The organism is Janthinobacterium sp. LPB2021202312-11-4 (genome assembly GCF_037049705.1).
Classification (GTDB): Bacteria; Pseudomonadota; Gammaproteobacteria; order Pseudomonadales; family Pseudomonadaceae; genus Aquipseudomonas.
Genome location: NZ_JBAGKV010000001.1, coordinates 42,618 through 56,626 on the forward strand (window position 1 = coordinate 42,618; position 14,009 = coordinate 56,626).

At 58.2% G+C, this 14,009-nt stretch carries 11 protein-coding genes; 8 read left to right on the forward strand and 3 right to left on the reverse strand.

The features are described from left to right. The first annotated feature begins 241 nt into the window (after positions 1 to 241). The 4 genes from V5E99_RS00210 to V5E99_RS00225 all read left to right on the forward strand — a co-directional run bounded on the left by V5E99_RS00210 (position 242) and on the right by V5E99_RS00225 (position 6,486). Positions 242 to 2,164: a PrkA family serine protein kinase gene (locus V5E99_RS00210; RefSeq protein ID WP_054044143.1), complete on the forward strand. Its 1,923-nt coding sequence runs from the start codon at positions 242 to 244 to the stop codon at positions 2,162 to 2,164. Between the two features lie 204 nt (positions 2,165 to 2,368). Continuing rightward, positions 2,369 to 3,640, forward strand: coding sequence for a YeaH/YhbH family protein (locus V5E99_RS00215; RefSeq protein ID WP_499800009.1), 1,272 nt, complete (start codon positions 2,369 to 2,371; stop codon positions 3,638 to 3,640). Continuing rightward, positions 3,637 to 5,199 carry a SpoVR family protein gene (locus V5E99_RS00220; RefSeq protein ID WP_499800011.1) on the forward strand — a complete coding sequence of 521 codons (1,563 nt, stop codon included), beginning with the start codon at positions 3,637 to 3,639 and terminating at the stop codon, positions 5,197 to 5,199. The genes V5E99_RS00215 and V5E99_RS00220 overlap by 4 nt, the downstream gene beginning before the upstream one ends. A gap of 63 nt (positions 5,200 to 5,262) precedes the next feature. Then, positions 5,263 to 6,486, forward strand: coding sequence for a multifunctional CCA addition/repair protein (locus tag V5E99_RS00225; RefSeq protein ID WP_499800013.1), 1,224 nt, complete (start codon positions 5,263 to 5,265; stop codon positions 6,484 to 6,486). 75 nt (positions 6,487 to 6,561) lie between these two features. Here the strand turns inward: V5E99_RS00225 and folK are convergent, their stop codons facing one another. Both folK and folB read right to left on the reverse strand, forming a co-directional pair. Further along, positions 6,562 to 7,080 (reverse strand): 2-amino-4-hydroxy-6-hydroxymethyldihydropteridine diphosphokinase, encoded by a 519-nt coding sequence (gene folK / locus V5E99_RS00230; RefSeq protein WP_499800015.1) that lies wholly within the window; start codon positions 7,078 to 7,080, stop codon positions 6,562 to 6,564. Then, entirely contained in the window at positions 7,071 to 7,418 is a 348-nt protein-coding gene (gene folB, locus V5E99_RS00235) for a dihydroneopterin aldolase (protein ID WP_499800531.1), read from the reverse strand. Before folB ends, folK begins: the two co-directional genes overlap by 10 nt. 83 nt (positions 7,419 to 7,501) lie before the next feature. Here folB and plsY point away from each other — a divergent pair, with 83 nt between their 5' ends. Further along, positions 7,502 to 8,071, forward strand: a complete 570-nt coding sequence (gene plsY / locus V5E99_RS00240) for a glycerol-3-phosphate 1-O-acyltransferase PlsY (protein WP_499800017.1) — start codon at positions 7,502 to 7,504, stop codon at positions 8,069 to 8,071. 35 nt (positions 8,072 to 8,106) lie between these two features. Here plsY and tsaD read toward each other — a convergent pair whose 3' ends face one another. Continuing rightward, the gene (gene tsaD / locus V5E99_RS00245; RefSeq protein ID WP_499800019.1) at positions 8,107 to 9,132 is read right to left on the reverse strand and encodes a tRNA (adenosine(37)-N6)-threonylcarbamoyltransferase complex transferase subunit TsaD; all 1,026 of its coding nucleotides are present in this window, start codon (positions 9,130 to 9,132) and stop codon (positions 8,107 to 8,109) included. A gap of 199 nt (positions 9,133 to 9,331) precedes the next feature. On the opposite strand from tsaD, the gene rpsU reads away from it, so the two are divergent. The 3 genes from rpsU to rpoD all read left to right on the forward strand — a co-directional run bounded on the left by rpsU (position 9,332) and on the right by rpoD (position 13,924). Further along, a complete protein-coding gene (gene rpsU, locus V5E99_RS00250; RefSeq protein ID WP_002551877.1) occupies positions 9,332 to 9,547 on the forward strand; it encodes a 30S ribosomal protein S21 in 216 nt (71 codons plus the stop codon). Positions 9,548 to 10,026: 479 nt separating this feature from the next. Next, positions 10,027 to 12,006, forward strand: coding sequence for a DNA primase (gene dnaG, locus V5E99_RS00255; RefSeq protein WP_499800021.1), 1,980 nt, complete (start codon positions 10,027 to 10,029; stop codon positions 12,004 to 12,006). Positions 12,007 to 12,073: 67 nt separating this feature from the next. Then, positions 12,074 to 13,924, forward strand: coding sequence for an RNA polymerase sigma factor RpoD (gene rpoD / locus V5E99_RS00260; protein WP_499800022.1), 1,851 nt, complete (start codon positions 12,074 to 12,076; stop codon positions 13,922 to 13,924). Positions 13,925 to 14,009 lie beyond the last annotated feature (85 nt).

Consider the following 14,009-nt stretch of genomic DNA (forward strand, 5'->3'; position numbering starts at 1 on the left):
CGGTCTGCCACAACTAATTACGTATCTCGCCTTTACCTCCTGAATTCCCAACTATCCTTAAGCGCAGGCCATCCAAAACAGGGGAGAGCCGGTACACCGGCGCGCGGATCATCGGGAGTAACTTTCAAGGCTGTCAGCCGCGAAAGAGTTCTGGGGGGTAAACAGTGACTGCCTATGTGGTCGCTGCCAGCATCGACTGAGTGATCCGGCGTCGGCTCCACGTATCGAGCGAGGTGACGTCATGAGTATCTTTAGCCACTTCCAACAACGCTTCGAGTCCACACGCCAGGAAGAACTCTCGCTGCAAGAGTACCTGGAGCTGTGCAAAAAGGACCGCAGCGCCTACGTTTCCGCCGCCGAGCGTCTGCTGCTGGCCATCGGTGAACCGGAGCTGCTCGACACCTCGGCCAACTCGAGACTGTCGCGAATCTTTTCCAACAAGGTGATCCGCCGCTATCCGGCCTTTGAAGACTTCCACGGGATGGAAGAATGCATTGACCAGATCGTGTCGTATTTCCGCCATGCCGCCCAAGGCCTGGAAGAGAAGAAACAAATCCTCTACCTGCTGGGCCCCGTCGGCGGCGGTAAATCGTCCCTGGCCGAAAAGCTCAAACAACTGATCGAGAAAGTGCCCTTCTACGCGATCAAGGGCTCGCCGGTATTCGAGTCGCCCCTGGGTCTGTTCAACGCCACTGAAGATGGCGCGATCCTCGAGGAAGACTTCGGCATCCCTCGGCGCTACGTCAACACCATCATGTCGCCATGGGCCACCAAACGCCTGGCCGAATTCGGCGGCGACATCAGCCAGTTCCGCGTGGTGAAACTCTACCCGTCGATCCTCAACCAGATCGCCGTGGCCAAGACCGAACCCGGCGATGAAAACAACCAGGACATCTCGGCGCTGGTCGGTAAGGTCGATATCCGCAAACTGGAAGAATTCCCGCAGAACGACGCCGACGCTTACAGCTACTCGGGCGCGCTGTGCCGGGCCAACCAGGGCTTGATGGAATTCGTCGAAATGTTCAAGGCACCGATCAAGGTGCTGCACCCATTGCTGACCGCCACCCAGGAAGGCAACTACAACAGTACCGAAGGCCTGGGCGCGATTCCGTTCACCGGCATCCTGCTCGCGCACTCCAACGAATCGGAGTGGCACACCTTCCGCAACAACAAGAACAACGAAGCCTTCATCGACCGGATCTACATCGTCAAAGTGCCTTACTGCCTGCGGGTCAGCGACGAAGTGAAGATCTACGACAAGCTGCTGTTCAACAGTTCGCTGGCCAAGGCCCATTGCGCGCCCGACACCCTGAAAATGCTCGCCCAGTTCACTGTGCTCTCGCGCCTCAAGGAGCCGGAGAACTCGAACATCTACTCCAAGATGCGTGTGTACGACGGCGAGAACCTCAAGGACACCGATCCAAAAGCCAAGTCGATCCAGGAATACCGCGACAACGCGGGTGTCGATGAAGGCATGAACGGCCTGTCGACCCGGTTCGCGTTCAAGATCCTGTCCAAGGTCTTCAACTTCGACCCGCACGAAATCGCCGCCAACCCGGTGCATTTGCTCTACGTGCTGGAACAACAGATCGAACAGGAACAATTCCAGGCCGAAACCCGCGAACGCTATCTGCGCTTCCTCAAGGAATACCTGGCGCCGCGTTATATCGAATTCATCGGCAAGGAAATCCAGACCGCTTACCTCGAGTCTTACAGCGAGTACGGCCAGAACATCTTCGATCGCTACGTGCTGTACGCCGACTTCTGGATTCAGGACCAGGAATACCGCGACCCGGAAACCGGCGAAATCCTCAACCGCGTCGCCCTGAACGAAGAACTGGAGAAAATCGAAAAACCGGCCGGCATCAGCAATCCGAAGGACTTCCGCAACGAAATCGTCAACTTCGTCTTGCGTGCCCGGGCCAACAACAACGGCAAGAATCCGACCTGGCTCAGCTACGAAAAACTGCGGGTGGTCATCGAGAAGAAAATGTTCTCCAACACCGAGGACCTGCTGCCGGTCATCAGCTTCAATGCCAAGGCCAGCAAAGAGGATCAGCAGAAGCACAACGACTTTGTCACAAGGATGGTCGAGCGCGGCTACACCGACAAACAGGTACGACTGCTGTCCGAGTGGTACCTGCGGGTCAGAAAATCACAGTAACCCGCTGCCGGTAAGACCGGTTGTCGTCAGCCAGAGGCCTGTGTGCGCATTTTCTGTTACACAGACCTCTGGAAGGTGTTCGAAAGTCGGTAACGAGGTTCAGGCAGTATCCAACAGCGCTTGGGGGAGCGTGTACATCCCTTGGCACCGGTCCGATGCTGCATAACCGCTCGCCCCTTTCAGGACAGCTTCTAAGGAGCAGTCATGAGCTATGTGATCGACCGACGTCTCAATGGCAAGAACAAGAGCACGGTGAACCGCCAGCGGTTCCTGCGGCGCTACCGTGATCACATCAAGAAAGCCGTCGAAGAGGCGGTGAGCCGGCGTTCCATTACCGATATGGAACATGGCGAACAGATCAGCATCCCCGGCCGCGACATCGACGAGCCGGTGCTTCACCACGGGCGCGGCGGCAAGCAGACCGTCGTGCACCCCGGCAACAAGGAATTCACCAGCGGCGAGCACATTGCCCGGCCACCCAGCGGTGGCGGCGGCAGAGGCCCCGGCAAGGCCGGCAACTCTGGCGAAGGCATGGACGAGTTCGTCTTCCAGATCACCCAGGAGGAATTCCTCGAATTCATGTTCGAGGACCTCGAACTGCCGAACCTGGTCAAACGCAACCTGACCGGCACGGACACCTTCAAGACCGTTCGTGCGGGCATCAGCAACGAGGGCAACCCGTCGCGGATCAACATCATCCGCACCCTGCGCTCGGCCCACGCCCGGCGTATCGCTCTCTCCGGCAGCAGTCGTGCGCGGCTGCGCGACGCCAAAGAGGAACTGGCCCGACTCAAACGGGAGGAACCGGACAACTTCGGCGACATTCAGGAAATCGAAGCGGAAATCGAGAAACTCAGCGCGCGGATTCACCGGGTGCCGTTCCTCGACACCTTCGACCTCAAGTACAACTTGCTCATCAAGCAACCCAACCCCAGCTCCAAAGCGGTGATGTTCTGCCTGATGGACGTGTCCGGCTCAATGACCCAGGCGACCAAGGACATCGCCAAGCGCTTCTTCATCCTGCTGTACCTGTTTCTCAAGCGTAACTACGACAAGATCGACGTCGTGTTCATCCGCCACCACACCAGTGCGCGTGAAGTGGACGAGGAAGAGTTTTTCTACTCCCGGGAAACCGGCGGCACCATTGTTTCCAGCGCCCTGAAACTGATGCAGGAGATCATGGCCGAGCGTTATCCGAGCAATGAATGGAACATCTACGCCGCCCAGGCCTCCGACGGCGATAACTGGAACGACGATTCGCCGATCTGCCGCGACATCCTGATCAACCAGATCATGCCATTCGTGCAGTACTACACTTATGTCGAGATAACACCGCGCGAACACCAGGCCCTGTGGTTCGAGTACGAACGCATCGCCGAAGCCTTTTCTGACACCTTTGCCCAACAGCAACTGGTCTCGGCCGGGGATATCTATCCGGTCTTCCGTGAACTCTTCCAGCGCAGGTTAGTGACATGACCGCCAAAGAGCAGAAACGCCAACCCATTTCCACCGGCTCCGAATGGACGTTCGAGCTGATCCAGGCCTACGACAAAGAAATCAGTCGCCTGGCGGCCCGTTATGCCCTGGATACCTACCCCAACCAGATCGAGGTGATCACCGCCGAGCAAATGATGGACGCCTATGCCTCCGTCGGCATGCCGCTGGGTTATCACCATTGGTCCTACGGCAAACATTTCCTCAGCACCGAAAAATCCTACTCCCGAGGCCAGATGGGCCTGGCCTACGAGATCGTGATCAACTCCGACCCGTGCATTGCCTACCTGATGGAAGAAAACACCATCTGCATGCAGGCGCTGGTGGTGGCTCACGCCTGCTATGGCCACAACAGTTTTTTCAAGGGCAATTACCTGTTCCGCACCTGGACCGACGCCAGTTCGATCATCGATTACCTGGTGTTCGCCAAGCAGTACATCATGCAGTGCGAGGAGCGCCACGGCATCGACGCGGTGGAAGACCTGCTGGATTCCTGCCATGCGCTGATGAACTACGGCGTTGACCGTTACAAACGTCCTTATCCGATTTCCGCCGAAGAAGAACGTCGCCGGCAGAAGGATCGCGAAGAGCATTTGCAGAAACAGATCAACGATTTGTGGCGCACCATTCCCAAAGGCGCGGACAAGTACAGCGACAAGGACAACGCGCGCTTCCCCGCCGAACCTCAGGAAAACATCCTGTACTTCATCGAAAAACACGCACCGCTGCTGGAACCATGGCAGCGGGAAATCGTGCGGATCGTGCGCAAGATCGCGCAGTATTTCTATCCACAGCGCCAGACTCAGGTGATGAACGAAGGCTGGGCGACGTTCTGGCATTACACGCTGATGAACGACTTGTATGACGAAGGCCTGGTCACCGACGGTTTCATGATGGAGTTTCTGACATCCCACACCAGCGTGGTCATGCAGCCAGGTTTTGACAGCCCCTACTACAACGGCATCAACCCCTACGCCTTGGGCTTTGCCATGTACCGGGACATCCGGCGCATGTGCGAACACCCGACCGAGGAGGATTACCGCTGGTTCCCGGAAATCGCCGGCACCGACTGGTTGTCGAGCATTAAATTCGCCATGAGCAGCTTCAAGGATGAGAGTTTCATCCTGCAATACCTGTCACCCCAGGTAATCCGCGACCTGAAGCTGTTCAGCATTCTGGATGATGACCAGAAGGACGATTTGCTGGTCCCGGCGATTCATGACGAACCCGGCTACCGGATCATCCGTGAAACCCTGGCGGCCCAGTACAACCTGGGCAATCGCGAACCCAACATCCAGATCTACAGCATCGACCGGCGTGGTGATCGCTCATTGACCCTGCGCCATCAGCAACACGACCGCAAACCGCTGGGCGAGTCCACCGACGAAGTGCTCAAGCACCTGCACCGGCTCTGGGGCTTCGACATTCACCTGGAAACCCTGCAAGGCGACCAAGTGATGAAAGTCCATCACGTTCCGCCCAGAAGCGAGCACGCCGAGGGGGATTACGGTCGGCTCGATCTGGCTGTCATTCACCTTTGATTCTGTTTCTGCCTCCGGAAGTTCGACGCAACGGTTATTCTGTCGAGCTAACGGAGGTTTTTTATGCAGATTTATAAAGTCGGCGGCGCCGTACGCGATCGCTTGCTGGGCATACCTGTCACTGACATCGACCGGGTCGTGGTAGGCGCCACCACTGAAGAAATGCTCGCCCAGGGTTTTCGCCCGGTGGGCGCGGACTTTCCGGTGTTTCTTCACCCCAAAACCGGTGAGGAATACGCTCTCGCCCGCACCGAACGTAAAAGCGGACGCGGTTACGGCGGCTTCACCTTTCACGCCAGCCCCGAAGTCACCCTCGAAGAAGATCTTATCCGTCGCGACCTGACCATCAACGCCATGGCCGAAGACGATCAGCAGAACCTGACCGATCCGTATCACGGCCAACGCGACCTTGAGGCTCGCGTGCTTCGTCACGTTTCCCCCGCGTTTGCCGAAGATCCGCTCCGGGTCCTGCGTGTTGCGCGCTTTGCGGCACGCTATGCCGGATTGGGTTTCACCGTCGCGCCCGAGACGCTGGAGTTGATGCGCCAACTCAGCGAGTCCGGCGAACTGGAAGCGTTGACGGCCGAGCGTAGCTGGAAAGAAATCTCCCGCGCCCTGATGGAAGACCAGCCACAGGTGTTCATTGAAGTGCTGCGCGCGTGCGATGCGCTCAAAGTGCTGATGCCGGAAGTCGACGCATTGTTCGGCGTACCACAGCCGGAAGCCCATCACCCGGAAATCGATACCGGCATCCATACCTTGAGCGTGCTCGAGCAAGCGGCGTTGCATAAGCAACCGCTGACCGTGCGCTGGGCTTGCCTGCTGCATGATCTGGGCAAAGGGCTAACGCCCAAGGAAGACTGGCCACGGCACATCGCCCACGAGCACACGGGCCTGAAGCTGATCAAAGCGGTCAATGAACGCTTCAAGGCACCAAGGGATTGCCAGGAATTGGCGCTGCTCGTCGGCCAATTTCACACCCACGGCCATCGTGCGCTGGAGCTGAAACCGTCGACTTTACTGGAGTTACTGCAGAGTTTTGACGTGTACCGGCGGCCGCAGCGGTTCGAGGAGTTTATTGCGGCGTGCGAGATGGATGCCCGAGGGCGCAAAGGCCTGGAGCAGAGAAGTTATCCACAGGCGGATTATTTGCGCGGGGCGGCGATGGCGGCCCGCAGTGTGGCGGTGCAACCGTTGCTGGAGAAGGGATTCAAGGGGCCGGAGTTGGGTGAAGCGATCAAGAGGGAGCGGCTTAAGGCGTTGAAAGCCTACAAAGAACAGGCTTAAGCAAGATCAAAAGATCGCAGCCTTCGGCAGCTCCTACGCGCCTGTGGGCGCTGCCGAAGGCTGCGATCTTTTGCGTTACAACAAATCAGAAGGGGTCAACGGCTCGCCGCGCCACTCAAAAGCCACTGGTGCCAAAACTTGATCAATCTGTGCTTCGTCCCACAAGGTCGCGAAGCTTTTGCCTACGCCCGGATGCACTCTGTCCGGTGCAATCAGCGACAACGGCCAGAGCACGAAGGCATTTTTGAGAATCTCTGCTCGCGGCAGGATCAGACCATCGAAGTTGCCCACCAGATCACCGAACAGCAACACATCGATATCCAGCGGCAAACCCTTGCGATCCGGCGCATAGCGACCGTTATCTGCCTCGATGAATTTCAATCGGCGATCCAGTTCCATCAACGGCAGATCCGTGTAGGCACTGACCACAAAGTTGAAGAACGGCCCGCTCTTAATCCCCACCGGCTGGCTTTCGAACACGGCCGAGCAGCGGATATCCACGAGAAAACCCGCCAGGGCTTCCAGGCCAGCCTGCAAATGGGTTTCGCGCTCGATATTGCTACCGAGCCCAAGGTACACCTGAGTCAGCGACATCCGCGCTCGATCTCCACGCCCACACCACCGGTGGCTGCCGGAACGGCGCCTGGCTTGGTCAGCTTGAGGCGCATCCAGGTGATCTTGAATTCGCTCATCAGGACTTCGACCAGGCGCTCGGCAAAGGTTTCGACCAGTTGAAACTGGGCCTGCTCGGCAAATGCCTGGATTCGCGACGAAACACTCGCGTAGTCGAGGGCCAGGGTCAGGTCGTCACCCGCCGCTGCCGGGCGATTGTCCCAGGCGAAGCTCAGATCAAGTCGCAGGCATTGTCGGATGCCGCGCTCCCAGTCGTAGGCACCGATCACGGTGTCGACTTCCAGGCCCTCGATAAACACTCTGTCCAAGCACTTCTCTCCACTGCACGACAAGGGCGCAATGCGCCGTTAGAATCAGGGCGTCCTCGCCCGGAATAGTTAGCATGTTTTGGTTATTGGCGACCTTCGCCTACCTGCTCGGCTCGCTGTCCTTCGCCATTTTGCTCAGCCGCCTGACCGGTAACCCCGATCCGCGAATGAGTGGCTCGGGTAATGCCGGTGCCACCAACATGTTGCGCCTGGCCGGCAAGAAACTCGCCGTCCTGACCTTGCTAGGCGATCTCTGCAAAGGCTTGGTTCCCGTCCTGATCGCCGGCGTTATCGGCCTTTCGTTGCAAGATCAGGCCTGGATCGGTGTTTGCGCCGTCATCGGCCATCTCTTCCCCTTGTACTTCCGCTTTCGCGGCGGCAAAGGCGTCGCCACTGCCGCCGGCATGCTGCTGGGCCTGTACCCGCCGGCAGCCTTGCTGGCGATCTGCGCCTGGCTGCTGACGTTCTACCTGACCCGCACCAGCTCACTGGCGGCACTGATCGCCACACCACTGACCCTGCCTCTGCTCGCCTGGCAAGAGCCGGCGGCATTGCTGCCCATGAGCGCACTCACCGGGCTGATCGTCTGGCGCCATCGCGGCAATCTACGCGACCTGTTTGCCGGGCGCGAACGGCATTTTTAAATACCGGACATGAGCGTCGCTCATCCCGCACCGCATCACAGCGCCGACAATTGCTCCATCGGCCAACGTGCCTGCACGCTGATCGCCAGGCTTTCATGCTGGCCTGCCTGCAAACGCTGGCAACCGGCAAACGCAATCATCGCGCCGTTATCGGTACAGAACTCGGGACGCGCATAAAACACATCGCCCTGCATGTCGCCGAGCATTTTCTCCAGTGAGGTGCGCAATGCCTTGTTGGCGCTGACGCCCCCAGCGATCACCAGACGCTTCATGCCCGCCGCTTTCAGGGCGCGCTTGCACTTGATGGTCAAAGTCTCCACCACGGCCTGCTGGAACGCCAGCGAGATGTCGCAACGGGCTTGCTCACTGTCGTCCCCGGCGCTGACGCACTGCTGCCAGGTGTTCAGGGCGAAGGTTTTCAAGCCACTGAAGCTAAAGGCCAGGCCTGGGCGATCGCACATCGGACGCGGAAAAGTGAAACGTCCTGCAAGCCCGTGCTCCGCCAAACGCGCGATTTCCGGGCCGCCCGGATAATTGAGCCCCATCATCTTCGCGGTCTTGTCGAAGGCTTCACCGGCGGCATCGTCGAGGGTCTCGCCCAACAACGTGTATTGGCCAATTCCGTCGACCTGAACCAGCTGCGTATGACCACCCGACACCAACAAAGCGACGAACGGAAATTCCGGCGGTTGCGACTCCAGCATTGGCGCCAGTAAATGGCCTTCCATGTGGTGCACACCCAAGGCCGGAATGCCCCAGGCAAACGCCAGCGCCTGAGCGCAGGAAGCCCCGACCAGCAGGGCTCCGACCAGGCCTGGTCCGGCGGTATAAGCGATCGCATCGATCTCGGTCGGCACGCAGTCAGCCTCGGCCAACACCTGACGAATCAAGGGCAGCATGCGTTTGACGTGATCACGAGAGGCCAGCTCCGGCACCACGCCACCATAGGCGCGGTGCAGGTCGATCTGGCTGAACAGCGCGTCGGCCAGCAGGCCGCGTTCACTGTCGTAAAGTGCGACACCGGTTTCGTCGCAGGAGGTTTCTAATCCCAGTACTAGCATGGGTTTTCGCCTTGTTTAGGCTGAATTCGAAGGCGCGCATAATAGTCGCCACGGGATGCCCCGACTAGCGGTTTTCGATCAGAGGCTTTGCATTCCGGTCAATGAGGAGTTAACATCCGCAACCCTTAAAAACCGACGTCTTCAAGTGCTCTTTTGCCGCGAGGATGTTGACCCCGGTAATGAATGAAGGTAGCTCTGGATGCCAGCCGTCAAAGTAAAAGAGAACGAACCCTTCGACGTAGCTCTGCGTCGTTTCAAGCGCTCCTGCGAAAAAGCCGGTGTACTGGCTGAAGTTCGTAGCCGCGAATTCTACGAGAAGCCAACTTCTGAGCGTAAGCGTAAAGCAGCAGCCGCTGTTAAGCGTCACGCCAAGAAAGTACAGCGCGAACAGCGCCGCGCCGTTCGTCTGTACTAATACACAGACGTTCGTAGCAAGCTTCTGCCAAGCCCGGCCCTCAGCCGGGCTAATGGCATTTGCGGGAATCGCTTGATGTTTCAAGGTCAAAGCCGCAGACGCGACCGAGACAAACCTGCTTCACAGCGTCAGACCTGGCTCTTTTGCCAGCGGTGCACGTCTTTTCTGACGAGCCTTCCAAGGCTACTGACGAGCACACCCACTGATTCCTCTCACGACGATCAGCCCAAGGCACCTGCTTGCGTGCCCGCTTATGAGCTATCCGAGGCCAGCATTTGGCTGCAGCGGATTTCAGCGCAATACTTTCAAATAGTCGAATACTGATTGGTACTAACGTCAGTGGATTTTCGGCAGATACACTTCCCGACAGCGATTACGCAGACGACACCGGTCGAGCCACATACGTGTGTGCCTCAAGCAACGACCCATGCCCGTTCGCCGTTCGTTTTGGACCCATCAGCGCAGATGACGAGAACGCCATGGCCGGGCTAATTCCCCAGAGCTTCATTGACGACCTTCTGAACCGCACCGACATCGTCGATGTGGTCAGCTCGCGCCTGCAATTGAAAAAAGCCGGCAAGAACTACACCGCCTGCTGCCCGTTTCACAAAGAGAAAACCCCCTCCTTCAGCGTCAGCCCCGACAAACAGTTCTATTACTGCTTCGGTTGCGGCGCTGGCGGTAACGCCCTCGGCTTCATGATGGACCACGACAATCTGGATTTCGTCCAGGCTGTCGAAGAACTGGCCAAAGCCGCCGGCATGGAAATCCCCCGCGAAGAAAGCGGCCGCCCGCACAAACCGCGACAGCCGACCGATTCGCCGTTGTACCCGCTACTCACCGCCGCCGCCGATTTTTACCGGCAGGCCCTGAAAAGCCATCCATCGCGCAAAGCGGCTGTGGACTACTTGAAAGGTCGCGGCCTGACCGGTGAGATCGCCCGCGACTTTGGCCTCGGCTTCGCTCCGCCCGGCTGGGACAACCTGTTCAAACACTTGAGCAGCGATACCCTGCAACAGAAAGCCATGGTCGATGCCGGCCTGTTGATCGAGAACGCCGAAACCGGCAAACGCTATGACCGCTTTCGCGATCGCGTGATGTTCCCGATTCGCGACAGTCGCGGGCGCATCATTGCGTTTGGTGGCCGCGTACTGGGCGACGACAAGCCGAAATACCTGAACTCGCCGGAAACCCCGGTGTTTCATAAAGGCCAGGAACTCTACGGTCTTTATGAAGCGCGCAAGAACAATCGCAACCTCGACGAAATCATTGTCGTCGAGGGTTACATGGACGTTATCGCCCTCGCCCAGCAAGGCCTGCGCAATGCCGTCGCAACCCTGGGCACCGCTACCAGCGAAGAGCACTTGAAGCGACTGTTTCGCGTCGTGCCCAACGTATTGTTCTGTTTTGACGGCGACCAGGCCGGGCGTAACGCCGCCTGGCGAGCACTGGAAGCGGCGCTGCCGTGCCTGCAGGATGGGCGACGGGCGCGTTTTCTGTTCCTGCCCGAGGGCGAAGACCCGGACACGCTGGTTCGCTCCGAAGGTACTGATGCCTTCCGCGCGCGAATCAATCAACATGCTCAACCGCTGGCGGATTATTTCTTTCAGCAACTGACCGAGGAATCGGACCCGCGTTCGCTCGAAGGCAAGGCCCACATGGCCACCCTCGCCGCGCCGCTGATCGATAAAGTCCCGGGCGCCAACCTGCGCATCCTGATGCGTCAGCGCTTGACCGAAATCACCGGGCTTAGCGGCGAAGCCGTGAGCCAACTGGTGCAAAGCGCACCCCAGGACGCACCACCGGCCTACGACCCGGGCATCGATTACGACGCCATGCCGGATTACAGCGACTACCATCAGCCACAGTCACAAGAGATGTATGCGCCGCAGCAGGAGTGGACACCGAAGAAACCCGGCGCCGGCGGCAAAAAGTGGGACAAGAAGCCCTGGGACAAAAACGGCAAGCGTGGCGGTGATCGCGATCAACAAAGTGCCCCGCGCACGCCGATTGCCGTCGAAGCACCAACCCTGATCGCACTTCGCACGCTCATCCATCATCCGGATCTGGCCGGCCGGGTAGAAACCGCCAACCACTTCGCCAATGAGAGCAATACCTACGCGCAGTTGCTGGTGGCCCTTATTGAGGCCGTGCAAAAAAATCCTAAGCTAAACTCAATTCAGTTGATGGCGCGCTGGCACGGGACCGAACAGGGGCGTTTGCTCAAGGCATTGGCAGAAAAGGAATGGCTGATTGAAGGCGATAACCTTGAACAACAGTTTTTAGACACCATTACTAGGCTATCCGCATCTCAACACACGGATAGCCTGGAAGCACTTATCAGAAAAGCAAGGCAGCCAGGACTGACCGCGGAGGAAGCAAATCAGATCGCAAATCAGATGCGCGACCTATTAAAACGCAATATGGCTGTATCAACCCCGACCTCAACTGGCGCGTGAGGTCATAGCTCAGGTATAATCCTCGGCTTGTTTTTTGCCCGCCAAGACCTTCAGTGGATAGGGTGTTATGTCCGGAAAAGCGCAACAGCAGTCTCGTATCAAAGAGTTGATCACACTTGGTCGTGAGCAGGGTTACCTGACTTACGCGGAGGTCAACGACCACCTGCCGGAGGATATTTCAGATCCGGAACAGGTGGAAGACATCATCCGCATGATCAACGACATGGGGATCAACGTATTCGAGGTTGCGCCAGATAAGGATTCCCTTATGCTGGCCGACGCCGATACCGACGAAGCCGCGGCCGAAGAGGCAGCAGCAGCGTTGGCAGCGGTCGAGACCGACATTGGTCGCACCACCGACCCAGTGCGCATGTACATGCGTGAAATGGGTACGGTAGAGCTCCTCACTCGTGAAGGCGAAATTGAAATCGCCAAGCGTATTGAAGAGGGCATCCGCGAAGTGATGGGCGCAATTGCGCACTTCCCTGGCACGGTTGACCACATTCTGTCCGAATACACTCGCGTCACCACCGAAGGTGGACGCCTGTCCGACGTCCTGAGCGGTTATATCGACCCGGACGACGGCATTGCGCCGCCTGCAGCCGAAGTACCGCCGCCTGTCGATCCGAAAGCCGTGAAAGCGGATGACGATACCGACGACGAAGAAGCTGAAGCCAGCACCGACGACGACGAAGAAGCCGAAAGCGGTCCCGATCCGATCATCGCAGCCCAGCGTTTTGGCGCTGTCTCCGATCAGATGGAAATCACCCGCAAGGCGCTGAAAAAGCACGGTCGTGGCAACAAGGCGGCGATTGCCGAACTGGTGCTGCTGGCTGAGCTGTTCATGCCGATCAAACTGGTGCCGAAGCAATTCGAAGGCCTGGTCGAGCGTGTTCGCAGTGCCCTGGATCGTCTGCGTCAGCAAGAGCGCGCGATCATGCAGCTCTGCGTTCGTGATGCGCGCATGCCGCGTGCCGATTTCCTGCGCCAGTTCCCGGGCAATGAAGTCGACGAAAGCTGGTCCGACGGTTTGGCTAAAGGCAAAGGCAAATACGCCGAAGCCATTGGTCGCCTGCAACCGGACATCCTTCGTTGCCAGCAAAAGCTGATCGCGCTGCAAACCGAAACCGGTTTGACGATTGCCGAGATCAAGGACATCAACCGTCGCATGTCGATCGGTGAGGCCAAGGCCCGCCGCGCGAAGAAAGAGATGGTTGAAGCGAACTTGCGTCTGGTGATCTCCATCGCCAAGAAGTACACCAACCGTGGCCTGCAATTCCTCGATCTGATCCAGGAAGGCAACATTGGCTTGATGAAAGCGGTAGACAAGTTCGAATACCGCCGCGGCTACAAATTCTCGACTTATGCCACCTGGTGGATTCGTCAGGCGATCACTCGCTCGATCGCCGACCAGGCCCGCACCATCCGTATTCCGGTGCACATGATCGAGACGATCAACAAGCTCAACCGTATTTCCCGGCAGATGTTGCAGGAAATGGGTCGCGAACCGACCCCGGAAGAGCTGGGCGAACGCATGGAAATGCCTGAGGATAAAATCCGCAAGGTATTGAAGATCGCTAAAGAGCCGATCTCCATGGAAACCCCGATCGGTGATGACGAAGACTCCCACCTGGGTGACTTCATCGAAGACTCGACCATGCAGTCGCCAATCGATGTTGCAACCGTTGAGAGCCTTAAAGAAGCGACTCGCGAAGTTCTCTCCGGCCTCACTGCACGTGAAGCCAAGGTTCTGCGCATGCGCTTCGGTATCGACATGAATACCGACCACACCCTTGAGGAGGTTGGTAAGCAGTTCGACGTGACCCGTGAACGGATTCGTCAGATCGAAGCCAAGGCGCTGCGCAAGCTGCGCCACCCGACGAGAAGCGAGCATTTGCGCTCCTTCCTCGACGAGTGATCACAGAACCCCCGGCCCAGGCCGGGGGTTTTGCTTTTTGCAGATTAAATCCCCCGCATCGCCCCCCCGCCGAATTGCCCGTCTA